The 25,932-nt window shown below is 30.7% G+C and carries 24 protein-coding genes and 1 rRNA gene; 9 read left to right on the forward strand and 16 right to left on the reverse strand.

Annotation, left to right across the window (positions count from 1 at the left end):
- Position 1: 1 nt before the first annotated feature.
- The 4 genes from ACM0IS_RS00295 to ACM0IS_RS00310 all read right to left on the reverse strand — a co-directional run bounded on the left by ACM0IS_RS00295 (position 2) and on the right by ACM0IS_RS00310 (position 5,643).
- Positions 2–3,790: a putative immunoglobulin-blocking virulence protein gene (locus ACM0IS_RS00295; protein ID WP_416756287.1), complete on the reverse strand. Its 3,789-nt coding sequence runs from the start codon at positions 3,788–3,790 to the stop codon at positions 2–4.
- A 162-nt stretch (positions 3,791–3,952) separates the two neighbouring features.
- The gene (locus ACM0IS_RS00300; RefSeq protein ID WP_416756288.1) at positions 3,953–4,258 is read right to left on the reverse strand and encodes a thioredoxin family protein; all 306 of its coding nucleotides are present in this window, start codon (positions 4,256–4,258) and stop codon (positions 3,953–3,955) included.
- Positions 4,259–4,373: 115 nt separating this feature from the next.
- Positions 4,374–4,479: ribosomal RNA gene (gene rrf / locus ACM0IS_RS00305) — 5S ribosomal RNA — on the reverse strand.
- 15 nt (positions 4,480–4,494) lie between these two features.
- On the reverse strand, positions 4,495–5,643 hold the full coding sequence (locus ACM0IS_RS00310) for a trigger factor-related chaperone (RefSeq protein WP_416756289.1): 1,149 nt from the start codon (positions 5,641–5,643) through the stop codon (positions 4,495–4,497).
- A gap of 152 nt (positions 5,644–5,795) precedes the next feature.
- Between ACM0IS_RS00310 and ligA the strand changes: the two genes are divergently transcribed.
- On the forward strand, positions 5,796–7,913 hold the full coding sequence (gene ligA, locus ACM0IS_RS00315; RefSeq protein WP_416756291.1) for an NAD-dependent DNA ligase LigA: 2,118 nt from the start codon (positions 5,796–5,798) through the stop codon (positions 7,911–7,913).
- A gap of 49 nt (positions 7,914–7,962) precedes the next feature.
- A complete protein-coding gene (locus tag ACM0IS_RS00320; RefSeq protein ID WP_416756292.1) occupies positions 7,963–10,053 on the forward strand; it encodes an MIP family Ig-specific serine endopeptidase in 2,091 nt (696 codons plus the stop codon).
- 40 nt (positions 10,054–10,093) lie between these two features.
- Here the strand turns inward: ACM0IS_RS00320 and rplS are convergent, their stop codons facing one another.
- The 3 genes from rplS to rpsP are packed head-to-tail and all read right to left on the reverse strand — an operon-like array spanning position 10,094 to position 11,374.
- A complete protein-coding gene (gene rplS, locus ACM0IS_RS00325; RefSeq protein WP_416756294.1) occupies positions 10,094–10,453 on the reverse strand; it encodes a 50S ribosomal protein L19 in 360 nt (119 codons plus the stop codon).
- A complete protein-coding gene (trmD, locus tag ACM0IS_RS00330; protein WP_416756295.1) occupies positions 10,443–11,126 on the reverse strand; it encodes a tRNA (guanosine(37)-N1)-methyltransferase TrmD in 684 nt (227 codons plus the stop codon). Before trmD ends, rplS begins: the two co-directional genes overlap by 11 nt.
- The gene (rpsP, locus tag ACM0IS_RS00335; protein WP_416738577.1) at positions 11,126–11,374 is read right to left on the reverse strand and encodes a 30S ribosomal protein S16; all 249 of its coding nucleotides are present in this window, start codon (positions 11,372–11,374) and stop codon (positions 11,126–11,128) included. Before rpsP ends, trmD begins: the two co-directional genes overlap by 1 nt.
- A gap of 321 nt (positions 11,375–11,695) precedes the next feature.
- Between rpsP and ACM0IS_RS00340 the strand changes: the two genes are divergently transcribed.
- The gene (locus ACM0IS_RS00340; protein ID WP_416756296.1) at positions 11,696–13,564 is read left to right on the forward strand and encodes an endonuclease; all 1,869 of its coding nucleotides are present in this window, start codon (positions 11,696–11,698) and stop codon (positions 13,562–13,564) included.
- A gap of 35 nt (positions 13,565–13,599) precedes the next feature.
- Here the strand turns inward: ACM0IS_RS00340 and ACM0IS_RS00345 are convergent, their stop codons facing one another.
- The 4 genes from ACM0IS_RS00345 to ACM0IS_RS00360 all read right to left on the reverse strand — a co-directional run bounded on the left by ACM0IS_RS00345 (position 13,600) and on the right by ACM0IS_RS00360 (position 17,322).
- Positions 13,600–14,610, reverse strand: coding sequence for an energy-coupling factor transporter transmembrane component T family protein (locus ACM0IS_RS00345; protein ID WP_416756299.1), 1,011 nt, complete (start codon positions 14,608–14,610; stop codon positions 13,600–13,602).
- Positions 14,610–15,839, reverse strand: a complete 1,230-nt coding sequence (locus tag ACM0IS_RS00350; protein ID WP_416756301.1) for an ATP-binding cassette domain-containing protein — start codon at positions 15,837–15,839, stop codon at positions 14,610–14,612. The genes ACM0IS_RS00345 and ACM0IS_RS00350 overlap by 1 nt, the downstream gene beginning before the upstream one ends.
- Positions 15,830–16,630 (reverse strand): energy-coupling factor transporter ATPase, encoded by an 801-nt coding sequence (locus tag ACM0IS_RS00355; RefSeq protein ID WP_416756302.1) that lies wholly within the window; start codon positions 16,628–16,630, stop codon positions 15,830–15,832. Before ACM0IS_RS00355 ends, ACM0IS_RS00350 begins: the two co-directional genes overlap by 10 nt.
- A gap of 86 nt (positions 16,631–16,716) precedes the next feature.
- Positions 16,717–17,322, reverse strand: a complete 606-nt coding sequence (locus ACM0IS_RS00360) for a ribonuclease HII (protein ID WP_416756304.1) — start codon at positions 17,320–17,322, stop codon at positions 16,717–16,719.
- 40 nt (positions 17,323–17,362) lie between these two features.
- Between ACM0IS_RS00360 and ACM0IS_RS00365 the strand changes: the two genes are divergently transcribed.
- A complete protein-coding gene (locus tag ACM0IS_RS00365) occupies positions 17,363–17,890 on the forward strand; it encodes a hypothetical protein (protein WP_416756305.1) in 528 nt (175 codons plus the stop codon).
- 78 nt (positions 17,891–17,968) lie between these two features.
- A complete protein-coding gene (locus tag ACM0IS_RS00370; protein ID WP_416756307.1) occupies positions 17,969–18,499 on the forward strand; it encodes a hypothetical protein in 531 nt (176 codons plus the stop codon).
- A 45-nt stretch (positions 18,500–18,544) separates the two neighbouring features.
- Here the strand turns inward: ACM0IS_RS00370 and tsaD are convergent, their stop codons facing one another.
- Genes tsaD through ACM0IS_RS00390 form a run of 4 tightly spaced genes read right to left on the reverse strand, consistent with a single transcriptional unit; the run spans position 18,545 to position 21,292 of the window.
- Positions 18,545–19,483 (reverse strand): tRNA (adenosine(37)-N6)-threonylcarbamoyltransferase complex transferase subunit TsaD, encoded by a 939-nt coding sequence (gene tsaD, locus ACM0IS_RS00375; protein ID WP_416756309.1) that lies wholly within the window; start codon positions 19,481–19,483, stop codon positions 18,545–18,547.
- On the reverse strand, positions 19,483–20,040 hold the full coding sequence (gene tsaB / locus ACM0IS_RS00380) for a tRNA (adenosine(37)-N6)-threonylcarbamoyltransferase complex dimerization subunit type 1 TsaB (protein WP_416756311.1): 558 nt from the start codon (positions 20,038–20,040) through the stop codon (positions 19,483–19,485). The genes tsaD and tsaB overlap by 1 nt, the downstream gene beginning before the upstream one ends.
- Positions 20,040–20,435: a tRNA (adenosine(37)-N6)-threonylcarbamoyltransferase complex ATPase subunit type 1 TsaE gene (gene tsaE, locus ACM0IS_RS00385; RefSeq protein ID WP_416755506.1), complete on the reverse strand. Its 396-nt coding sequence runs from the start codon at positions 20,433–20,435 to the stop codon at positions 20,040–20,042. Before tsaE ends, tsaB begins: the two co-directional genes overlap by 1 nt.
- Positions 20,435–21,292 (reverse strand): DegV family protein, encoded by an 858-nt coding sequence (locus ACM0IS_RS00390; protein WP_416756312.1) that lies wholly within the window; start codon positions 21,290–21,292, stop codon positions 20,435–20,437. Before ACM0IS_RS00390 ends, tsaE begins: the two co-directional genes overlap by 1 nt.
- Positions 21,293–21,338: 46 nt before the next feature.
- On the opposite strand from ACM0IS_RS00390, the gene tapR reads away from it, so the two are divergent.
- Entirely contained in the window at positions 21,339–21,920 is a 582-nt protein-coding gene (gene tapR / locus ACM0IS_RS00395) for a TyrS-associated PheT N-terminal domain-related protein TapR (protein WP_416756313.1), read from the forward strand.
- Positions 21,920–23,152, forward strand: coding sequence for a tyrosine--tRNA ligase (gene tyrS, locus ACM0IS_RS00400; protein ID WP_416756315.1), 1,233 nt, complete (start codon positions 21,920–21,922; stop codon positions 23,150–23,152). Before tapR ends, tyrS begins: the two co-directional genes overlap by 1 nt.
- 52 nt (positions 23,153–23,204) lie before the next feature.
- Here tyrS and ACM0IS_RS00405 read toward each other — a convergent pair whose 3' ends face one another.
- Positions 23,205–23,957 carry a phosphotransferase family protein gene (locus ACM0IS_RS00405; RefSeq protein ID WP_416756316.1) on the reverse strand — a complete coding sequence of 251 codons (753 nt, stop codon included), beginning with the start codon at positions 23,955–23,957 and terminating at the stop codon, positions 23,205–23,207.
- 73 nt (positions 23,958–24,030) lie between these two features.
- On the opposite strand from ACM0IS_RS00405, the gene ACM0IS_RS00410 reads away from it, so the two are divergent.
- Both ACM0IS_RS00410 and ACM0IS_RS00415 read left to right on the forward strand, forming a co-directional pair.
- Complete coding sequence (locus tag ACM0IS_RS00410) at positions 24,031–24,768, forward strand: type III pantothenate kinase (protein WP_416756317.1); 738 nt, start codon at positions 24,031–24,033, stop codon at positions 24,766–24,768.
- A 70-nt stretch (positions 24,769–24,838) separates the two neighbouring features.
- On the forward strand, positions 24,839–25,927 hold the full coding sequence (locus ACM0IS_RS00415) for a phosphatidate cytidylyltransferase (protein ID WP_416756319.1): 1,089 nt from the start codon (positions 24,839–24,841) through the stop codon (positions 25,925–25,927).
- Positions 25,928–25,932: the final 5 nt, after the last annotated feature.

The raw sequence follows: 25,932 nt of genomic DNA on the forward strand, positions 1-25,932 counted from the left end.
TCTATTTGTTTTTAACAATAAGTTTATAGCTTGATCCAAATGCTCCTCAAGCCTGTGAACTTTTAATTAATTGTTCAGCTTCTAAATTATCAACTACAATGGTGTCTAGTGATTGTTTTCCGGCTTCAAGTAATCCATATAAATGAATTCCGTAATTTTGACCAATATCACTAGCCTTACCTGTTAAATGTAAAATGTGAGTTGCAGGATTGTCAAAATACATTTTGGCACGATCTGGTCCTTGTACCACAAGTGAGCCAAATTGACCAGATACAATTTCACCAATTGGTAATGAGAAAGTATCTCCGTCTGCATGTAGTGTAAGTTTTCTAAAGACTCTTTGGTTTAAAGGAAGGTCCTTCATTGATTTTATATTGTGATTTAATGATAAGTCAATTCCCGTTGGATATCCTCCGACGCCAAATGTTCCATTAAATATTTTTCAATTAGCTTTAGTTTTAAGTGCTATATTAAATCCATCTTTAATATCTTGGAAGTTAGTATGTTTAGATGGTCTAATAGTATTAAAGATGATTGAGGCAGCTCTTTGGCCTGGTGCTTGAGCTTCTCAAGATTCAATTGTTCCACCTTCAAATGAAGCAAATTTAGTGTTTTTAAGTCCGACTGGATCAATTCCCCAATCATCTTTATCATTACGCTTGTCTAAATTTGGCATTGTTGTATAAATACCAACTTCATCTAAATGAAGATTTTCAAGACCTGCAATAGCTGTTGTATCTTTTGTATAGAAGAAAAGATTTACAGCTTTAACGGAACTTGGTAGTTGAGATAATAATTGTCTCAATGAGTCATTTTTATCACCATAACCAATTTTGTCAACTCTCACCATTGTAATAGATGGATTTTCTTTTAAAATTTGCAAAAATTTGTCATATCCAGATTTATTAGATGCATCAACTGTAAGCATTCTTTGTGGAGTTTTATTTTTGCTGAAATCATCTTTACCATCAGGAATGTATTCATAGACTCTTAAGCCATCATCGCCTTTGATTTGCTTTCCAGTTTTAGGGTCATATGAAACTTTATTACGATCTTTTTCTGGGGTTATACCTTTAACAGTTCCTGAAACATCAAATTTCTTTCATCCAATATAATCACCATTTAATATTCCGCTAGGTTGGCGATTATATTTTCCACCATTAGACAAGACACGACTTTGATTATCTTGTATCATTTTTTGAATACTTGGATTATATTTATCATCCATATAATCAAATTTTATTGTCACATCATAACCAAAAGTATTACCAGTTACTTCAAATACCGGCACTCTACCAGCCGCAATTTCTGATTGCATAATTCTTGATGCAGCTTCAAGTTGTGCCTGTGCAATTTGTCTAATTTGATCTTTTGGAATCAAAGGACGACCAGGCATTTGTATTTGACCATTCAAGTATTTAGCAAAAACTTCAAGTAAATCAGGATTTTTTTCCCATACTTCTCTATAAATGTCTTTTAGATCATCAGCAGTAAGATCTTTATTAGAACGCAATAAATCTTTATATTCATTTAATCTTTTATATGAGTCGGTAGCAACTTCCTTAGGTACTTTTCCTTTTGGAACTTCTGGTAGATCTGGATCTTTAGTTGGTATTTGTAAGTTGTTGACATCAACAGTTTGCCCTTGACGTGAATTGACAAGTTCTTGAACTTGTTTCTTTTCTTCAGGAGTTAAATCAGGTTTTGTCACAACAGGTGGCTTAGGCGGGATAATTGGAGTCACTTGGTAGGTCTTACTTGAATTTTGTGGCATTTGATTAGCTTCATAAATGTTTACTAATTTATATCCACTTGGTAAAAAATCAGTAACTTTAGGAATTGAGTCATCATAATATTTACCTGAAACTTGATCAATTATTTTGGCCCCATCTTTAAATATTAAAGTGTATGAATATTCAATTTTATCCTTAGCTATTTGAATATCATTAGTCTTGCCTTTAATAATAATAGGTTCTGCTGTAACATGGTAACCTTTTGGTAAATAATCTTTTCAATTAATTGGTTTTGTATCGCCTTCAAGAGTTGTAAAAGTATGTGGGTTGCCTATTGTATTCCCATTATCCTTAAAAATAATTGTAGTAGTAATTTCTTTAAGTATTTTACTTACTTCAATAACATTTTCTTGTCCGAGTTTAAATGCATATGAAGCTTTTTGAACTATTTGATATCCTTCTGGCACATATTTTTTAACTTCATCGAGTGATATCGAGGTAACATCTGGTGCAGTTATAATTGTTGCTATTTTACCTATTTGAACATTATTTAATACAAATTTAAAAGTTGTTTCGATAGTTTTTTTGATTACATTAATTACAAAAGTTTGACTCGCAAGTTTTACAACAACTGTTTGCTTATCATTTTTCGGCAATTCAAAACCTTGTGGCATGTAGCTTGAGGATGATAAATCAACATCAGTTCCTTCTTCACCTTCGATTTTAGCAGTTGATACTATACGACCATTTCATTTGTATTCGACTATTGCAGTAACATTATTAACAATTTTTTCAATTGAAATGTTGTTTACTTGGCCTGGAATGATTTTAACTTCATTTTGAACAAGTTTATAACCTTTTGGAATTCAGTTATTGTCAAAAGTTATATTTTCATCATCATATGTTTGAATGCTTAATGGCTCACCAATTGATGTACCATCCTTAGAATCAATAAAACGAATAGTTGTTGTTATTATCTTTTTAATTTTAGTTACTTTTATTGTATTAACTTGCCCTAAGATGATACTAATATTATTTTGCCCTGGTGCAAGTTGATAATTTTTTGGTAAATATTTAGTGTAGTCAATTTTAGCAAATTGATCAGTCGTAATCTTTTGAGATTCCACTATAACATCGCTACCATTTTGAACTTCAACAAAGTTTAATGTAGTTACAATTTGTCTTGGAATTTCGACAACTTTAATTTCAAAAGTATTATTATCAGCTGTAATAGTTTCTGGGACATTTTCTGCAAGTTTGTAACCTTCAGGAATATAACGAAGAATATTTACAACATCACCTTTATGAGCCTTTACTGAAACTAGCTGTCCAATTTGCTTATTATCTGACATAAACTTGAGGTTAAATGTCACATCAACTTCTAGTTTTTTAACATTAAACCTATTGGTATATCCAATTATAAAAGTAGGAATTTGGCTACTTACAAAACCATATCCCTCTGGAAGTAATTTTGAAAGGTCAAAATTATTTTCTGAAGAAATTTCATCATTATTTTTCTTAACAGTTTTGATATTTTCCTGTGCTCCATTTTCACCTTGCGTGTAAAAAACAAAAGTTGTTTTAGTTTGAGATTTGATTTCAGGAACTATATAGATAACATTATTTTGTCCAATTTGGGCTGTAATTGTTGTTTCATCTGCATATTTAGATGGATCAAAATTATACCCATTAGGAATTAAATTTTGTATTTGCATTTGCAACTCATCATTAGAATTAGTGAGTAAGACAACAGACTTAACCACTTTATTATTTTTTGAGTCTGTAAATGATAAAGTTGTTTTCACTTGAGACTTATCTGAATCATCTTTTTTGGCAGATTCAGTATTTGAATCAGTACCAGACACTTGTGAAGGAATCAACTTAATTGTGACCTTTGTTAGGTTTTGTTTAGTCATATCACTTAAAGGATATTGATAAGTTTTACCATGTTGATTAATAACTCCAAAAGTTATACCAAAAATAACACCTGTTAAAAGTGCTCCACTTCCTAAAATTAAACTTGTTTTTATAATCTTTCTTTTCTTTGCTTTAAACATAATAATACGCACACCCACCTATCATTTTATTAATAATAAAATTATATATTTTTAGTAAAACATAGGTTCTAAAAAAAAAAAAAAAGTAACAGTAAAAGTTACAATTTTGCTTATAAAAAAATAAACAAAATTTAGCAAAAAAGCAGAGTGTATTACCCCTGCTTAAAGTCCTAAAAGTTGTTTTAATTCAGCATAAGGTTTGTAACCTAAGAATGTTGAAACTAAAACACCATCTTTGTAAACACGTGTATAAGGAATTGAAGCTACATTTGCTTCATAAGCATAATCTCTGTTTTCATCTATATTAATTCTATAAACTTCAATATTATCTTTTTGTGCTAATTCTTCTAAGACAGCTTTAAACATTTTACATGGACCACATCATGAAGCATAAAACACTTCTAATAATAATGATGGTTTAGTTGTTAGAACTTCATTTACTTGAGTTTTATTTGATTCGTATAACATATTTACTCCTTTTTTCGAATTAATTATACAACAAAAAAACAAAAAGTTATTTTTTTATGTTTTTTTAGTTAAAAAATTAACTTTTTGTTTTTTAGATAATAAAAAAAGTGTAAAAAAACAGCGGTGCCCTATTTTCACATCTCTGCTATCGTCGGCGCTAGAGGGCTTAACTACTGAGTTCGGAATGGTATCAGGTGATCCCCTCTGCTATAACCACTGGAAATATTATAACACAATTATTTTTTAGCAAAATAATTTTTTAATATTTTTTCATATTTAGCGAATTCTGCTGTTTGGTACTTTTGTAAGTAAATTGTACCTAATTTTTTAAATAAGATAATGTTTGATAATCTTTGACCACCAATTTGTTGAAGTTGGTCAGCTGGAATAATAGCTGAAAGCTTTTTGTATTCTGAATCAACATCTTCTTGAGTAATAATGAAGTCAAATTTCTTCATTGCTAGAATAGTTCAGAAGTAGTTTTCAATTGTAGAAACTACCACTTCTTTTTTATCACCTTTAAACTCAGATGAAAATTCAAAGGCTTTAATATCATTTTCGATTAAATCTTCTGGGATTACAAGTTTACCTTTATTTGATTGTAAAATTAAGCTCATAATTTTTTCACCATAAGAGAAAATTTCGTCATTTACTGTTTGAGCTTGTGTTACTTCAAAAATGTGAGCTTTAACATCAGCTAATGATTTAATGTTAGGAATGTTAAGTAAGTGAACATTTAATTCAGTAATTGGCATTTCTTGGTATGAGAAAATCATTAATACTTCTAATTGGAATTTAGTTCCAAAGGCTTCAACTTCTTGAACTTGATTTACTTTTAAACCAACTAAAGCTTGTTCAATTGGATTTTTTGATTCTGCATTTGCTACAGCATTGTATTTTTCAGCTTGATCTGGAGCTTGAACTGGTCAAATCTTGAATTCAACATTGTCTCCAGCTTCAACAGTTTGCTTACTGCTTTCAATCTTAAATCTGTATTTTTGAATAAAGTTTTGAGTAAATAATTCAACTCTTTGTTCAAAATCAGATGGCATTTTGAATTCAATATTTGGGTCAATTTCTAAATTAAATTGGTCAAGTTGGTCTTGATAGTAAGTTTTTAAATCAAAGCTCATAGCTTCAATGGTAAATTTCACATCAGAAGCAATAGGTAAGAAGTAAATTCTATCTTTGTATAAGTCATTGTTAGTTTGTAATTCTGTATTTCTATAGAAAGTTAAAATATTGTGAGCAGCTGTTTCTAAAATTAAAGCTTGTTCAATTTTTTGGCCTTCTTTTTTATTTCTTTCAAGTTGGCTTAATGCTTGGTGTTGCGCATTAATTCATTCTTCTTTGTTTATATCTATGTGTTTGGTTTCGAATTGCATTTGTCCTCTTTTCGTTGTAATAATTATATAGTAAAGTAACTAAATGAATAGAAAATTTAGCAAATAGACACCTTATTTGCTTAATTAGATATTAAGTAAGATAACGATAGAATTGCGATGCATTCTAAAAATTAAAAGTTATAATATAAATTATGAATGTTAACAAATCAAAAAAAGAAATTGCGCAAGCTCGTATTGCAGAATTAACTAGCTATTTAAATAAGTTAAATAATGCTTATTATAATTTAGATAATCCAATGGTAGAAGACTATGTTTATGACCAATTACTCCGCGAATTAGAGGAATTAGAAATCAAGTATCCTGAATTCATTTTACCTGAGTCACCAACTAAGAAAATTGGTGGAGTACCTAGTTTAGATTTTAGTAAGTATACTCACCAAAAACCTATGCTTTCGCTAGCTAAAGCATATACCTTTGAAGAAATTACAAAATTTGTTGATGATGTCAAAAGTGAATTACTTAATAAAGAAATTAGTTTTAATTTAGAACCTAAAATTGATGGGCTTTCTATCTCACTAATGTATCAAAATGGTCAACTAATTAGAGCTGTAACACGGGGAGATGGAAAAGTAGGCGAAGATGTTACTAAGAATGCTATTTTAATTAGATCAATTCCAAAAAGCATCCCTTATTTAAATGATATTGAAATTAGGGGTGAAGTTTATGTAACTAAAGATAAACTGATTGAAACTAACGCAATGCTTGAACAAGAATATGAAGAAAAAGTTGATGAATACTATAATATCAAACTTCCTAAATACGAAAAAGACTTAGCTGCAGGTAAAAAAGTAACTAAGCCTATCGAACCTAGTGTGCAACAATTTGCTAATACCAGAAATATGGCAGCTGGAACCTTAAGACAAAAGAATTCACAATTGTTACTGCAAAGAGACTTGCAAGTTCTTATGTATGATATAGTTAATCCACTTGAACATAATATTTTTCACCAAGATAAATTGCTGCAATTTATCAAGGAACTTGGACTTCCAACTCATGAATATGGTTATGTAGAAACAAATGCACAAGGAATTATTAATCGAATTAATGAATTCGAAGCTTATAAAGATAAGTTTAAGTATGATTGTGATGGATTTGTTATCAAACTTAATCAATTGCAATATTGAGATGCCTTAGGAAAAACAGCTAAATTCCCTCGTTATGCAATTGCTTATAAATACAAAACTGAAGAAGCCTATCCTATAGTTGCGAAAATTGAAACCACTGTAGGACGTACTGGAAAAATTACTTATGTTGCTGAGTTTGAAACTGCTGTGGAACTAAATCAAACTATGGTTAAGAAAGCAACGTTGCACAACTATGACTTTATCCGCAATTTACAATTAAACATCGGGGATCAAGTTGTGGTAATTAAATCTGGTGAAATTATTCCTAAAATAATTGATATGAAACAAAAGAATACTGCAGATATCTTCCCTAAAACATTATATTGTCCAGCATGTGGAAGTGAACTAGTAGAAATGCTTGGAATTGTTGATCAATTCTGTGAAAATGATGATTGTGAATCTAAGAAAATCAAAAAACTTATTCACTTTGTTTCAAGAAAAGCTCTTAATATTATGACTCTTGGGGATAAAATTGTTGAATTATTTTATGACAACAAATTTATAACTGATTTTGTTTCGATTTTCCACCTAGCTGATTTAAAAGAAACAATTATTCAAGGTAACTTCAATATTAAAGATAAGAAGATGGATAATATTCTGGAATCAATTAAGGTTTCTAGAAATGTCGAATTATATAAAGTTATTTTTGGGCTAGGAATCAAAAACATTGGACTAGAAGTAGCTAAATTAATAGCTAATGAAGTTAACTCCTTAACAGACTTATGTAACTATAACTTAGACTTATTAATGCAAATAAATACTATTGGCCCTGAAATCGTTGATTCATTAAGAAATTATCTATCTGATGAGAAACATGTTAAGCAAATGCAAGCTTTAGATCAAGAATTGCACTATACTGTAGTTAAAAAAGAAACAACAGGATTACTAGAAGGTCTTAGTTTTGTGGTAACTGGAAAAATGGCAGTTAGTCGTGAAGAAATGTGAGAAATTATTGAACATAATTCAGGTATTGTTCATAAGTCAATTTCTGGAAAAACTAATTACTTAGTCTGTGGAGAAAATGTTGGTGAAGTCAAAATAGAAAAGGCTAAAAAACTAGGCACAAAAATTATTTCAGAAGCAGAATTCTTTGCCTTAATTGACCAAAAAGCCTTGGAACAATAATCAAAAGTACTTCTAAATAAAATAGAAGTATTTTTAATATAATTCTTATATGAAAAAATATATATGACAAATGATTCTAGGAAGTAGTGCAATTATTGGACTAGTTCCAATTGCTAGTGCATGCGATCAACCATCTGCACTAGAAAAAGAAAAACAAGAAAAATATCAACAAGCTGTGACGGATTTAAATCTTCAAGCCAATATGCTTTCAGTTAGCATAAAAACTGATGTTAATATGAAGCAAACTTACCCATCACAAATTATTTTGACTAACTTAGAAATCAATGGGGTTAATACTAAAGAATATACATTACAGCTATCAGGTAGTTATAAAGGAAGAGCTTTAGGGCTTGAAAGTGATGATCGAAAAGGAATCATTAAGCTAACTTTAGCTCTTATTAGTAAGGGATATCCAGAACTTGGAAAATTAATTACCAAGGAAATAGGAGGTTTTAGAAAAATAGGTGATGTTATTGAGACACCTAAACCTCAACCAGAACCACAGCCTAGTCCAACCCCTGAACCAATTAAGCCTACACCAGAGCCACAGCCAGTTGTTCCACCTGTAAATCCAGAGCCACAGCCAGTTGTTCCACCTGTAATTATGCCACCATTTAATCCAGCAGCAGCAATTATGCAAGCAAATAGTTATCCAGATTATGTTTCAAAATATAAAGCAGTTAATGCAGATGCTATGTATAAGGAAATTTGAGATAGAACATTCTCAATTCGCCCAGCAACATTAATAGATCCTAATGGAGAAAAGAGATTAATTCAAGATCAAGGAACTGGATGAGTTCTTGATTATCATAAGGTAGACGATAATCACTATAAGTTATTTATAGCAACTAACATGCACGTCCTAGGAAATTATGGTAATACCAATACTCCAACTATTGATAAAGAGCTTAATTATAATGACCCAAGTGGAAATACTCCTGGAGGATTTGCTCTTGGAAAAAGCAATATGCCAACTTCCTTTGGTTCAATAGCTAATGAAAGTTGGAACCAAAACCTCAGTCAGATAGGTGGATACGTTAAATATTATGCTAACAATTCATTATTAACTACTGCAGATTATAGTTCACTTAATAATACATCATATTCAGAAGCTTTTGGCAATCCTAAAGTATTATTTGCTGCTGTTGATTACATGGATCAAAGCACATATGACCAATTTGCTGATGAAATAAATACTAAATGAGCTGCCTTTAAGATTCAAAAGCAAAAGGAACTTGATAATAGTTTAATGGATGACGATACACGTAAGAACTATCAAAATTTTATAAATCAAAATCCAAGCAAAATACCTTTCTATACTGACTTTGGAATTTTAGAACTAGATGTTGACCTTACGAAGGCAGATGCTACATTAACAAATTGAATTAAACAGGCGCTTAATGCTGTTGATGCTTATGTTGCAAGAATGAAACTGAAACAAGCCTATCCAAATTATGATGCTAATAGTGCTACATATTTACCTACTTTAGATTACTTGTCTAAAGGAAGAGACTTATCACAAAACAATCCAGCCTATGGCACAGGCTTAAGCAATGCAAAAGACCTTTATATTGCTGGATATCCAAGAAATGATATGAAACTTACTTACTGAATGCAAAATAATCCATTAGAAAGATATAGCGATCAGATATTACCGCAATATAACCGTAGAACAGGAGTTGCTAATGGAATAGCTAATAAGAAGTTATTTGATTATGCAACTAATGATGCTGAATCACCAATTGAAACTGGAAACATTCAAATATATTCAGAATTATGAAATAGACCTTATGCAAGTTTTTATGGATTTAATTACAATATTAAGTTTTCATCCCTATACTATGGAGCCAGTGGTTCAATAGTATATAATGACTTTGGAGAAATAGTTGGTATCTATAATGGGGTTGATGCTAGTGTTCAATTTGGAAATAATATGTCTTATGCAACATTTGCTCCTTTATTACAAACTGCTAATATCCCAGTAGCTGATAATAAATTTATTTATGGATATAACTTAATTGATAATACTGGTTATGAACACCAAACTCGTTCATATCGTAGCAATTTAAAATTATTCTACCCAAATGGTTTTGATAATAATGGAAATAAGAAGACAGCTTTATTCCCTGAAGGATTTTAAAAAATAGCCAAGAGTGGCTATTTTTTTATGGGCAAATTGATTAATTGTTGTTTCTTTTGATTTCTTTAAGACGTGCTGATTTACCTTTACGATCTCTCATGTAGTATAATCTTTGTCTACGAACCTTGTTTGAACGAACTACTTCGATGTGTGCAATTAAAGGTGAGTGTAGAGGGAATGTTCTTTCAACACCAACTCCGTAAGAGTCTTTTCTAACTGTGAAAGCTTCTCTTGTACCTGATTCTTTTTTGCTGATTACTAAACCTTCAAATACTTGGATACGTTCTTTTTCACCTTCACGAATACGAACGTGAACTCTAACGTTATCACCAGTTTTGAATTCTGGTAAGTCTGAACGTAATTGTGACTTTTCAACTAACTCTAATAATTTATTTCTCATGTTTTATCCTTTCAATAATGTCAGGGCGATTCTTAAGCGTTTTCGCTCATTGAGCCTGAACTTTTCATTCTTCAATTTTCTTATGATCTCCACTGAATAATACTTCTGGAACTTTCATTCCTTTATACTCACGAGGGCGAGTATATTGTGGATAATCTAATAATCCAATACCTTGAAATGAATCATAGATATGTGATTCTTCTTTTATAACTCCAGGTAGTAGTCTAATAATACTATCAGCCATTACCATTGAAGGCAATTCACCACCAGTTAAGACGTAATCTCCAATTGATAATTCTAAATCAACTAAATCAACTACACGTTCATCAAATCCTTCATATCTACCTGAGATAAAAGTAATTTGATCATATTGAGTAAGCTCTTGAGCCATTTCTTGTGTAAATGTCTTTCCTTGTGGAGATACAAGAATTTTGTATCCACCACGATTTGGTAATGAATCTAATGCTAAGTCAATAGGTTCAACTTGTAAAAGTAACCCGTGTCCACCTCCGTAGATTTCATCATCTACTTTTCGGTGTTTATCTTGACTAAAATCTCTAAAATCAACTACAGAAAAATCTACTAATTCTTTTTCTTTAGCTCTTTTAATTATACTTTCGTTTATAAAAGGTTCAAAGTAATTTGGAAATAATGTAAGAAAATTAATTTTCATTATTTTTTAAGTTCTAAAGTTAAATTGTGAGCTCTAAATAAGTTAGCTACTGTAACAGTTGGTTTAGCACCTTGTTTAATTCATTTTGAAGTTAATTCTTTATCTAAAACAAATTCTTTTGTTTTAGGGTTGTAGTGTCCTAAAGCTTCGATAAATTTACCATCACGTGGAGCTCTTGCATCAGCTGCAACAACTTTGTAAACTGGTCTGAATTTATCACCCATTCTTTTTAATCTAATTTTAACCATTTGTCCTCCTTAGGTGTCAAGCACTATTGCTTGACAGTTAATAAATATGAATATATTATAATAGAAACCAGAGGAATTAAAAATCTTTTTTAGGTTTTTTTATTTAGCAACTATATTTTGTAAAAAAGTAGATCTTAAAGTGATTTCTTAGTTATCAAATGAAAAAGTGTATATTTTAGATGAGAAAAATACCACTATACTATAGTGCTATATGATATATATCTGAATGAAAGAAACATTTTCATAAAAATAGCCCTGAAATTCACCAAAATTAAAAAATATATTAGAATTAAATTAAGAAAATAATTTTTAGGAGAGAATATGAAGAAAATTAAAACATTCTTACTTTCATTAGCTGGATTGTCTATTATTGCTATGCCGGTAGTAGCATCACAATGTAATGGAGAAACAAATAAAAAACCAGATGGCGATAAAACCGGAGGTACAACAGCGCCAAGTACTCAAAATGGTGGAAATACATCAGGTGAAGGAACCCAAGCAGGTGGAAAAGTAACACCAGGAAACCAACCAGGAGCAAATACATCAGGTGAAGGAACTCAAGAAGGTGGAAAAACCTCAGGAGCAGGAACTGTCACAACACCTGGAACTCAAGAAGGCGGAAAAGAAACACCAGGAACCCAAGCAGGCGGAAAAGAAACACCAGGAACTCAAGAAGGTGAAAAAGAAACACCAGGAACTCAAGAAGGTGGAAAAACCTCAGGAGCAGGAACTGACACAACACCTGAAACTCAAGAAGGTGAAAAAACAGCACCTGTAACTCCGGGAACAAGTACAACTGCTGTGGATGCTGCCTTAACTGATGCTGGTTTAAAAGATGGCAATAACCTATTTGAAATGATTCCTAATGCTGTGACTCAAGATGTGATTAATAAATTACAAAGTGCTAAAACAGTTTCATTTGACTATAAAAATAAAACTATAGCACTAAGAAGAAAAGGAACAGGATTCATAAAAACTAAAGATGCTTTTAATAATGCTAAATTCCAACTTGCTAATGTTAACAAACTAACTTTTACAACTAAATCAGGAAAAGAATACCCAAATGGAGATGTAGCTTGCATATTTGATAAGGCAACAAATACTCTTACAATAACATATAAGATTGCGGTTGAACAAGCTGACAAGAGCTTTAAATACAGTGATAAGACCTATACAAGTGCAATTAAACTTACAGTTTCTGAAAGTGCTGCAAATAATAATTCAGGTGATAATAATACAGTTGCTACAGGGGAACAAGTTAATAATTTAGCTGCAATAGCTGTTCCAGCAGCTCAAAGCAAATATACATACAGATATGATAATACAAACGATTACTATGCAGCAGCAAATGGAAAAAGTGGACTTGAATTATTAAATGCACTTCTTGAAATTCAAAAGAAACATTTAAATGGTATTAAACCTGCTAGAACTGGCTACAATTATTTAAAAACTATATATGATAATTCAGATGCATTTAAAGATAAGTACTATGAAAAAGATAACAGTATTTTAGACATTTATTCTGAAAATCCAGTAGGAAATGATCCGTACGAATATGCTAAATATCAAATAGAAGTGGATGAAAACAAGACTGATGAAGAAGGAATAGGAATGAATCGTGAACATCTTATTCCCCAATCTTGATTTATCGGAAAAGGTGCTAATAAAAGCGAAACAAAAAGACTTAAAGAAGAAAACACAGTACGTAATGATGCACAATTTGTTTTCCCAACAGATATTTATGTAAATAAAATTAGAGGAAATGTAGCTCATGATGATGTTACATCTGCAACTACAACATTTAAACAAGGAAGTAAATTTGGAACAAATAGCTTAGGACAACCTGCTATGGAACCTCTTGATGCCTTTAAAGGTGATATTGCTCGTGCTTACTTATATTTCATGGTAACTTATAGAGATAGAAACATTGGATATTCAGATTCAGTTTATACAGACAATACTGTTGTTAAATTATTACCTCACTACTTAAACACATATCTAAACTGAGATATGAAAGATGTAGTTGATCCATGGGATGTTACAAGAAATAACGAAATAGCTAGAATGGAACAAATGCGTAACCCATTTATTGATTATCCAGACCTAGCAGATAGCTTATTTGGTAAAAATCCTAAGCCATTTGTAAATAAAGGTATTCTAGTTGAAGCTATCTTAAATAGTAACAATTAGGTATAAAAAATTAGCCAAATTAAAAGGCTAATTTTTTATATTATTCTAGTTACTGTATATCATGCAGGTAAGTATTGTGGATAAACCATGTTGGTAATTAAGAATGCTAGTATTCCAAGTAAGAATAAAGATACTAATAGATCTATTCAAGTTGGTTTAATTTTTCTATACTTTGTACGTTTAGCATAGGGATCATAACCACGAGTTTCCATTGAGTTAGATAAGTCTTCAGCACGTGCAAAACTAGAAACGAATAGTGGAATAATTAATGTAGAAAAGGCATTAATTTTTTCTTTTAAGTTTCCGTGCTTAAAGTCAACTCCACGTGAAGATTGAGCCTTCATAATTCTATTAGCTTCATCAATTAAAGTAGGGATGAAACGTAAAGCAATTGAAATAATCATGGCAATTACGTGAGTTGGAATAAAAATCAATTTTAGAGGTCATAAAATATCTTCAATTGACTTTGTTAATAAGATTGGACGAGTGGTATTTGTTAGCAGTGCAGTAATCAGAATCATAATGTAAATTCTAAAGAATAAAGACACTGTACGATTAATTGAATCTAATGAAACACCATATTGAATAGGCAATTTGGTAGCAACAAATTTATAAGTATTTGTAAGGGCATCAAATTGTGGAACAAGCATTTCTTCTTCTCTGCCACCTGTATTAAAGGCCCAAAAAGTATTGTCAGGATTATACATATTAAATAATCAGCATCGACTATCTTCATTTGGAGCTGAAGTATAAATAGTTTGTAAGTCTTTATAAACTGTTTGATTGGTAATAGTATACATGTTGACAAAAAAGATAATAAATGAGATAAAGAATGGCAATCACATTAATTTAAATAATGGACGTACACGCTTATTGGTGGTGATATAAACTACTAATAATGGAATTAGTAAGATAATCATATCAATAAAGTATCGCACCATGAATACCATTACAATATACAGGATAACTGTTAAAAGCTTAATTCTAGGATCTAGGTTATATAAGAAACCTTTTCCAGGGATATAACGACCAAAAACACTTTTCATTATTTCCCTCCCAGATATGAATTTAAATAAGTAATTAAATCAGCTTCAGATAGTATCTTAGGTACAGGAATACCTTTAGCTCTAAGTTTATTAGCAAAAGCTAATAAATGTGGTGGTTGTAAATTGTTTTCTTTAAGAAATTCTACATCATTAAGAATTTCATAAGGATCACCATCACGAGCAATTTGGCCTTGTTTAAATAAGATGATTCTTTTAGCATACTTCAAAATATTATCTAGATCATGAGTTACATTGATAATAGTTTTACCAGTGTTATTTAGACCTTGTAAGATTTCGAGTATTTCATTAACTCCTACTGGATCTAGCCCAGCTGTAGGTTCATCCACTACTAAGAAATCAGGTTCCATAGCTAAAATACCAGCAATGGCTACCCGACGTTTTTGGCCACCGCTAAGTTCAAAAGGACTTCTTTGAAGATATTCAGGTCCAAGTCCAACTAATTCTAGACATTGAGCAGCTAATTGGTAAGCTTTTTCTTTAGCAACACCAAAAGCCATTGGTCCGAAAGCAATATCTTCTTGAATAGTAGCTTTAAAAAGTTGATATTCAGCAAATTGGAATACAATACCAACATGCTTACGTAATTGCTTAGGATCTTTACCAAAAACTTTACCTTTGGCATTTTTGGTAAAAATAATGTTATCTTGAATATACTTTAAACGATGAATTTCTTTCCCAAGTTCACTTTCATATATGTAATTAAGTTTAAATAGCTTGGTTTCGGTAGCAAGAGCATGCGTGAATTGAATTTTGTTTTCATAGCTATTTGATTTTTGCTTAATAAAGTCAGTTCTAAACGCATCTACAGCTAGAGCAACTTCTTTATTAAGTTGTTTCTTAAGTTGCTTAATGCGAGCATTATTTGTTTTTAAGGTGCGCTTAATTTCTTTTGCACGTTGTTTGTATTGAGCTTTATATTGAGTTGAATTGGCAGGATATTTAGCTAGTAATTCTTTTTCTAGTTTTGCTAGCATGTATTTTTTAGTGATAGTAACATCATCATAAAAGTCTCATTCAATTTGGCCAGTACTTGGGCTCAGTAATTGATTCAAGTGCTCAATAAAAGTAGTTTTACCTGAACCGGTTGAACCAATAATTCCAATATATTCGCCATCATTAATTTCACAAGAAATATTTTTTAAAGCAGTAAATTCTCAAGGAGACTTAGGACTAAATGTGTGCGATAAATCTGTAATTTTTATTTGCATAATTGTTCTATTAGCTCCTTTTCATTGTAAGTTGGCTCAATGCCATTTAGTTTTTCACTGATCCGATAAATGAATGGTGATTCAATTTTAGCTATATCAATGATTTCTTTGTTTTTCAAGATATCTTTTGGTGATCCAGCTGCAACCAGTTCTCCACCAGCAAATACTAAACACTTATCAGCTAAAATAGCTTCATCCATATCATGAGTAATTGAAATTAATGTTTTAGCTTTACTATCTTGAATTTCTTTGATAATTTCAAGCACGCTACTTTTACCTTTAGGGTCCAACATAGAAGTGACTTCATCAAAGATAACAACATCAGGATTAAGTGCTAAAACTGAAGCAATAGCAACTCTTTGCTTTTGCCCTCCAGATAAGTTTTCAGGTTCCCTTTCGAGATAATCAAGCATATCAACTTTGGAAGCGTATTTAGTAATTAGAGGTTTCATTTCATCATGCGGGATGCAACGATTTTCAAGGCCAAAAGCGATGTCATCTTCAACTGAAGAACCAACAAATTGGTTATCAGGGTTTTGAAAAATAATTCCAATTTTTTTTCGAATTTGAGATAAGTTTTCCTTGTTGTATTCAATTCCATCAATACTTAAAGAACCTGATTGAGGTTTCAATAAGGCAACTAAAACTTTTGAAAGCGTACTTTTTCCCGATCCATTGTGGCCTAAAATGGCAACATATTGCCCTTTTTCAATGGTAAATGAGACGTTGTTAAGTGCTGGTTTGATATCATCTTCCCGATATCTGAATGTAATATTTTCTGCTTTAATCATTATGTTTAAATTTTAATAGAAAATATTATTTTTAATAATATTTTTATTTTGGTTATAAGTCTGCAAATAAATATTAAAAAAATCCCTTAAAGAGATTTTTTAGCAATAATGTTGGCTACTGGCTTATATTTGATGCGATGAATAGGCGTAATTCCATAAGTTTCAAGGGCACTCATGTGTTTTTTGGTTCCATATCCCTTGTTATTTTCAAAGTCATATTGTGGATAAATTTCACTATACTGTAGCATCATACGATCACGAGTAACTTTAGCTAGAATGCTAGCTGCTGCTACTGAAAGTGAAATATTATCTCCCTTAACTAGATTTATTTGTGGCAGTGTAGTATTAATGTGCTCAAAGTCAGTTATAACTAAGTTAGGTTTTAAAGGCAACTTAGCTAAAGCTAGCTCCATACCAAGACGTGATTGAGCTTTAGGATTTGAAGTATTAATATCATCTAGGCTGCGAATTTCAACACTATAGGCAAGGGCTGAAACTATTATTTCATCATATAATTCTTCCCTAACTTTTTCACTTAGCAACTTTGAATCCTTGATCCGAGGATTGCTATAATTAGGTGGAAAGACCACGCAGGCCACAACTAATTCACCAGCTAGACAACCACGTCCAACTTCATCTAAGCCTGCTATTAGGGGATATTTAGTTCAATAATCTTTTTCAAAATCTAACATATATAAAATTATAGTCTATAATTAAATTATCGGAGGTCAAATGGGATCAATTGTAAAAGCACACTGCCCTGAATGTAATTATACTTATACCTATGTTTTTGGTCTAGTGCAAGATTTAATGCCATATCAAATGTTTATCAATCTTTTCGCTAAAAAGCAAAAAGATTTATTCGTTAAAGATATTTTTAAAGCTGTGATGTACGAAGAATTAGAAACAGACATCATGTTTATGTTAAAGGATAAAACTGAACAAGAACAAATACTAGAGGAAAACTTTAAGAATATTAATAATTTCTTCTCAGAAGAAGAAAAACAACTTATGAAAAGTAATATTGTTTTAGGTGGAGAAGTTGAATCTTATCCAGTTTTCAGAATTGATGTTGAACCTAAAAACAGAGAGCTTTATAATGTACCACTAGTTAAGCTACAATTCATGAATAAAGAACTATATCAACGTAAATATAATCAATATGTTTACTATGTACAATTTGCTCCTGATCATTCAGTGCTAACTTGTCCAAAACACCAAGAGTTATGTGCTGAATTTGAGTCAGAAAGAGAAGGATAAAAGCTGCTATGCAGTTTTTTTAATGCGAATAGAAGACTGTTTCCATATAAACATGATAGAATAAAATTAGAGGTAAAAATGAAAAATAATTTTAAAAGACAACTCGAAAAAACAAAGACATATTTAATAATAGTAATTATTGCATGATTCCTATCTATTATTTTTGCAGTTTCATCATATTCAATTAGTACTCTAATGGTGATGAAAACTGCAACCAATGATGCTAGTGTTATATCAACAGGGATGATAATTGCTCAAAGTATTTTATCAATATTCTCATTTGTAAGCTCAATTATAGGAATAGTATTCGGAATTAAGTTAGCTGTATTAAGTAATGATGTAAGAAAACTATTTACTAAAATGGTTTATGAAACAAGTTTTAGACGTCAAATAGAACAAGCAAACCTAGTTAAATTATTAGCTTATTCAAGAACAATTGAACGTTTATTTATCTTCAATTTAATTGGTATTTTATCAGGTCCAGTTCTTCTAATCATCAATCTATTTTTTACAAGAAATGCTTTAATGAGTTCAAAAAATGTGTTGGACTTAATTGATGATGAGCCAGAACAACAAGTAAGTGATACTACAGAAGTAGTTTCAAATTAAGCCTAACTATAGGCTTTTTTGTTAAAAAAATGCAGATACCTGCATTTATTTTTTGCCTTCTTGTAGTAATTGTAAGTAAGCAGCTTGTGCAATCATTGCACCATTATCAGTTGCATATTTTAGTGAAGGAATTATTGTATTTGGATGAAGAGTAATAAATTCTGAACGAAGTAGTTTATTAGCTGATACTCCACCACCAAGTACCAATGTTGCTACTGGATAAGTTTCTAAAGCTAACTTAGTTTTTTCAATTAAGTAATCTACAGCAGTACGTTGGAATGAGACAGCATATTGAATTGGATTAATTTCTTCATTCTTCATTTTTGCTTTATTAACTTTATTTAATACTTGAGTTTTTAGCCCTGAAAATGAGAAGTCAAGTGGGTTATCAGTGTGTGGTTTAGTAAATGGAATAAAATCACCTACATAAGTTTGACTTAATTTATCAATTAATGGTCCACCAGGGAATCCTAGGCCTAAACGTGAAGATACTTTGTCAAAAGCTTCTCCAACAGCATCATCAAGCGTTTCCCCTACAATTTCAGTCTTAGTTGGTGAGGTGGCATAAATTAATTGAGTATGCCCTCCTGAAACTAGTAAACATAAAGCTGGAAAAGTAATATTTTCAGTCAGAGTCGAAGAAAGGAAGTGCCCAATTAAGTGATTAATCGGAATCAAAGGTTTTTTGATGCTTTGTGCAAAGGCACTAGCAAATAAATAACCAACTTGTAAAGTTCCAATTAGACCTGGTTCCTTGGTATAGGCAACATAATCGATTGAGTTAGGATCATATTTTTCTTGGAGCATTAATTGAATTAATGCTATGTTTTTTACATGCTCACGTGAAGATACTTCTGGGATTGTTCCTCCAAATTGCTTAAAGATATCAATTTGAGAAATAGTCCACATATCTAAGACTTTACCATCTTCCAAGATGGCAAGAGAAGTATCATCATGTGAGGTTTCAATTCCTAAAATACGCATTATTTTTGTCCTCCTATTTGAGGTTGCTTAATATATAAAGGTTCTATACTCATTGTTTCTTGAAATTTAAAGACTTTAGCATAAGCTTCAAAATCATTAATCATTCTAACAAAGTTAATTTTAGTTAACTCTTGTCCATCATTTTCAACAACAGTTATCTTGTTATAATAGTTTTTTGAGTCTATCTCATAGTTATATTGATATAACTTGTTACCTTGTGCATCGCTTCATAAATAATTGCTATGTGGATGTTGCAACTCTAAAATATCCATACTTGTAGTTACATACATTTTAATGTTATTTAATAAAGCTAAGGTACGGAAGAAAACTAGCGAGCTTCTAATTCCGGTAAAAAACCCAGGCCCTATATTGGTATATAAACCATCAATTTGTTGAATTGATAAATTGTTACGTTCAAGTAAGATAGCAAATTGGTCAGTAATGAGTTGAACTTTCTTTTTATAACCTTCTAATAGAATAAAATCAAGAACTTTAAATTCTTGATTGAATAAAACTAAAACAAAATCTTCACTTGAGGTATCTAAATAAACATTCATTATCTAACCTCCGTAATTTCAAAGACATGACGTAAGTCACGGTCAATGTATGCATTAATTTCGACAAAGTTACTAAATTGATATTTCTTTAAGTTAGCTCATTCAATAGCTACTATATTATCATCAAAGTAATCTTCGAATTCTTCTATATCACCTCGATAGTTATAAAGATCCATGTGAATAAGACCTGAATAATCTTTCATGTATGAAAAACTAGGTGAGGTGATATTTTGCTTAATGCCTAGTTTTTTGGCTAGCAACTTAACAAATGTAGTTTTACCAGCTCCTAAGTCACCATTTAATAAGATGATTCTCTTTTCTTTAAATAAGTCTAAATTTGCATCAATAAATTTATCTAAGTCTTGCAATGTATCGCAAATGATTTTTTGTTGCATTATAAAGCTGCAATTTCTTGATCAGTAAGCTTACGTCCAAGTTTAATTATAACGATAGCTTCTGGTCCGGTGTGAATTGAGATGCAATTTGGTAATGAAGAAGAGAATACACGATTGTTTTTATAGTTATCTTTAACGTATTTAACTACTTGAGCATGCTCTGCACAGTCATTTTGTAAGATTAATAAGTCTGAATCAGAGTCTTGTAGCTTTTCATCAATTTTATTTAAAATAGTTTTAGCAAAAATTCTTCCTTTACCTTCTTTTTCAAGCTTCCCGTGATAAAAACTAATAATTGGAACAATTTTTAAAAGTTTAGCCACTGTGGCAGCTGATGGTGAAAGTCGCCCACCTTTAACTAGGTAATCATTATATTTTGGCACTAATGAAACAAGCATTTCTTCTTTTCATTGAGCTGCTAAATTTAAAGCTTTATCAACATCCATATTTTCTTTTTCAACCAAGTTTAAGAATTCATAAACTTGGAATGTTAGTAAGATGGCTATGTATTCAGAGTCAAAAACCCTTAATTTAGGATATAAAGCTTCCATTCCTTTCAAGTTTTGATATTGTGATGATAAATGTTTTGAAATTGGAAAGACAATCACATAATCATGTGTTGCAGACAGCGATTCCACCATATCTTCAACAAGTCCAATAGGTGTACAAGCTGTTTTATATGTCTTTGTTTCAAGTGAAAAGTAACGGAATAGTTCGTTACTTTTCAAGTTGTCCCCATCATTATAGATTTTGTCATCTAACTCTATTTTTAGTGGTAAAAAATGTCACCCAAGTTTTTCAACTTGTTCTTTTCTTAATCCACATGAAGAGTCTACTACTATAGCTATTTTTTTCATAATTGTATTATATTATAAATTATTGTAAAGAAGGTATAATATCTCTATGATATTATTTAATAATTTAGATAAAGTATTTAAGAATACATCAGTACTTTTTGTTGACTCAAGAATCCAAAAAGTACACCAAATTAAACATGAAGATTTAGTTTTCTTTGTGGATCAAGACAACAAGGTAGCAAGCATTAATGTGCTAAATAATGCTAAATATTATATACCTGAAGATGTTAAATTTGGCTATCTGCCTCAAGCTGGAGAAGATTTAATTCTTGCAATGGCTAAGGAATTAAATCTTGAACTTGTACATGACCAAAAATTTATTTATGGCTTAATTCAAGAAAGAAAAGCTCATCCAAAAAGTGAACGCTTATTTGTTTTAAAAGTACAAATTAGTCCTGATTCAAGCATTCAATTAGTAACTAACACATTAGATTCTCAAGAAGGCAAAGTAGTAGTTTTAGCATTACCTGGAAGTACTACATTGGCTGGAACAGATGTGCTTAGTGGAGAAATGCTTAATGTAGCAAGTCAAGGAATGCTAACTGGATATAAAACATTAGGATTAGAAGGTGAAGGATTAATTTTTGGCCAAGTTAGCCAGATCGGAAAGGATTTTAAACTATCATAATGACTATAATTGAAGACTTAAGTGCTCGTGGAATATTAAAACACATTTCTAACGAGGAAAAATTTAAAAACTTACCTCAAGATGCAGCTGTATATTGTGGATTTGATCCAACTGCAACTAGCTTACACTTAGGTAACTACATTCAAATTGCAAACTTATTAAGATTTAAGCAACATGGCTTTAAAGTATTTGCAGTATTAGGTGGAGCAACTGGAATGATTGGTGATCCATCTTTTAAAGATGCTGAAAGACAATTACTTGATGATGCAACAATACAACTAAATAAATCAAGAATCAGAAGCCAACTTGAAAAATATGGATTAGAAGTAATTGACAACTATGACTTCTACAAAGACATGAACATTTTAGTGTTCCTTAGAGACGTTGGTAAATTAGTGAACGTTTCTTATATGTTAGCTAAAGACTCAGTTGCTTCTAGAATTGAAAAAGGACTAAGTTTTACAGAATTTTCATACCAATTAATTCAAGGGTGAGACTTCTTAACTCTATATAAGACTAAAAATGTAAGAGTTCAATTTGGTGGTTCAGATCAATGAGGGAATATCACAACTGGACTTGATATGATTTCAACAGTATTTGGAAATGAACACCAAGCTGTGGCGATTACAGCTAATCTATTAACTGATGCCAATGGTAATAAATTTGGTAAGTCAACTGGAGGTGGCTCATTATGATTAGATCCGGAAAGAACTAAACCATATGTTATGTACCAATTCCTTTTAAACCAACCAGATAGCGAAATTGAAAAATTATTAAAATGATTAACTTTCTTACAAGTGGACCAAATTGAATTAATTTTAGGCAAACATAGAGCTAACCCAGCTGAACACATTGCACAAAAAGCACTTGCTTTCAATGTTATAAAACAAGTTCATAATATTGAAGAAGCTGAAAAGGCAGCTCTTGCCTCAGAAATCTTATTTAATAAGAAACTAGATTTAAATACTATACCATTAGAAAGTATTCAAGACCTTAACGATGTGTTAAATGTTATTTCTATGCCTAAAGGAAGCGTTTTAGTTGAAGAATTAATTGCGCAAGGAATTATTAAATCAAAACGTGAAGCTAGAGAATTTTTAGCAAATGGAGCAATTAAGCTAAACTTAGTTGCAATTGAAGAAAATGCTCTTGTTGAGTCAAATATTTGAAATAATCAATATGCCTTATTACATGTAGGTAAAAAACAAATTTATTTAATAAAAATTAATTAATGGGCGTGCCCATTTTTTTATGCAAATGCAGAAAAAAAGATAGTCTAGCTATCTATTTTCTAAATAAGTCATTTTTCTTCTTATAATCATATTCTGCTACAACTTCTTTTAGGCGCTTAATACAGTTAGAATCGTCAAAAGGTTTAACTTCTTGAGCGTTATCTCATAAAATTGTTAGATAATAAACTAAAATCTTTTGTTGAATTAAGTATTCTTCTCAGTAACTATCATATTGTTCTAAGAAATATTGTTCTTGTTCACTAGTTAAGTATGATCCACAAATAAAGTAAGCTAAATCAAAGTGCTTATCCCCCATTGAACAGTATTCTCAATCAATAAAATAAATTTTACCTTGCTTAGAAAGCAAAATGTTATTTAAGTATAAATCATTATGTAAGGGACGATTTGCTTGTGAATTCTTTAAAATCATATTAATTCTTTTATAGTAGTCATTAATCACATCAATTTTAATGTTACGTTCATTAAGAATTTTACGATATTCCTTTACCCGAGCAGCCACGTTTGTTTTAGGAAACTTTAAATCTGAATCATGTAAGGTTTTGAAATCGTTTGCTATTTGTTTTAAGGTATCTTTGTTAAAAACTAGTGGCTGAGTTTCAATCCATTCTCACTCAATTTCACTTTCAGTATCCTTGATTAATTTTGGCACAAAGTCAAGTTTGCTTAAGCAACTATAATCCAATTTATGATTAAACTTGTTAAAAACTTTAGTTTGCAGCATAGTATTGTGGTCTGTTTTATAAGAAATGTTAGTATGTCCAATTTCGATTAATTCTTTTTCCATATATATCTCCATTTATAATTTTGTTCAGTTATAATAAGTATATCAATATTTATATTAAAAAAGTGAAGGTAATATGCAAAAAAATGAGACCAATTATTTAGTTTTTGATATTGGAAATTCCAAGATCAAATTCCATTATATCAACAATAGTAATGAGACTCTTTTTAGTCTAAATTGACTATGTACAAGTGACGAAAGTATTGAACTTGAAAATATTTTAGCTTTATGTATGCCTAGTTATAGTGACCAAGTTATCATTGCAAGCACTAATAATAATTCAGCATACCAAGACAAATTACAAGCTAATTTAAAAACAATTGGATTTAGCAAAATTACTATTTTAGATAATTCTTATGGAGCTAACTTAGCAATTGATAAAAATATCGATAGAAAGCAACTTGGAATTGATATTTTAGCTTGCGTGCAATATTGCGCTAGCAACCAGATTTCAAACGCTTATGTTTTTATGTTTGGAAGTGCCTTAGTTGGTTTAAAAATAACACAAGGTATGTTGCAAGGAGCTTCAATTGCACCTGGAGCTTACGTTTCTTATTTACATTTACAAGAAAAAATTGCGCAATTAAGCATGCCATATACTAGTGAAACAAAATTGGGTCAAAATACTATACAAGCCTTAAATTCAGGACTATACAACTTACTAAATGGTTTTATTTTATCACACTGCCAAGGACAAAATGGCTATGAAATCCTACTTACAGGTGGAGATGGAATCTATTTAAAAGATCATTATAGTTACAATCCAAACTTAATTGCTCAAGGCTATATTTACTTATTTTTAGAAGCAAAATAATACCTTAATTCCCTATAGGATTGCTGTCTAATTCAAGACCAAAAAGAAAGGAATTTAATATAATAGATATATGAAAACAGAAACACAAGAAAGACAAAAAAACTTTTGACTAAATCGTTTTATACCAGCTTTAATTATTGTTGCAGTCTTAGTACTTTTAGTTATAGTTTTAGCATACTCATTTAGATCAGACTTATACCAAGGCTTTTCTACAGCAGGATTTTGAACCCTTAGAGCCTTTGCTATAGTATTATTAGGAGTTATGGTCGGTTGAATATTCTATGAGCTATCACATGCTTATAGCAATATGCTAATTCCTTCAGTTATTTTAACTATATTTTATGTTTTATCAATGATGCTAGGGCCAAATATGTTTCTTGAAGTACTTTTTGGTCGTGGAGCAGTTGCTTCAAATGCACTAATTAACCTACCAGTTAATAATGTAGCAGTTAATGGAGAAAGCAGTGCGTCAAGTTACTATTTTGGAACATTATTTACTCAATATGTTTTTGATTATTGAGCACCTTTAACTACCTTTATTATTGCTTTAGTTTTTTTCTTAATTAGACTAGTTGTAATTGATAATGTTAATATTCTAGCTTTAATTATCAAAACTATTTCACTTTGATTCATGTCACTATTTTTAACTATTTTTGTTAAATCATTTATCGTGCTGATGACACAAAAGATTGGTATTGAATTAGTAATCTTAATGATTGTAGTAGCTAGCTCATACGACATTGGAGGATACTTTGGAGGAAGATTTTTAGGTCACAAATTCTTCAAAGCCAAACTAGCACCAGCTATCAGTCCTAAAAAAACTTGAGAGGGAGCAATTGTGGGTTATTTAGCTTCATTCCTAATTACTTTAATTTATATTTATGCAGTTTATGGAATTAGAGGTCTTGATAAAAACTCAGTTGCTGGAGTACTTTTAGACCCACACTCTAGATTCTTTCCATATTTATTAGCCTTTTTATTCATTTCACCAATTATTGCTTTATTAGGCGATTTATACTTCTCATTAATTAAGAGAAGAAATGAAATTAAGGACTTTTCAAATATTTTAAAAGAACATGGAGGTTTACTTGATCGGATTGATTCAATTTCATTTGTCTTCGTGTTCTTTGGTGTACTAGCTGCAAGTTCGACTCTATAGGAAAG

The organism is Mycoplasma aquilae ATCC BAA-1896 (assembly GCF_048074525.1).
Lineage (GTDB): Bacteria > Bacillota_I > Bacilli_A > Mycoplasmatales > Metamycoplasmataceae > Mycoplasmopsis > Mycoplasmopsis aquilae.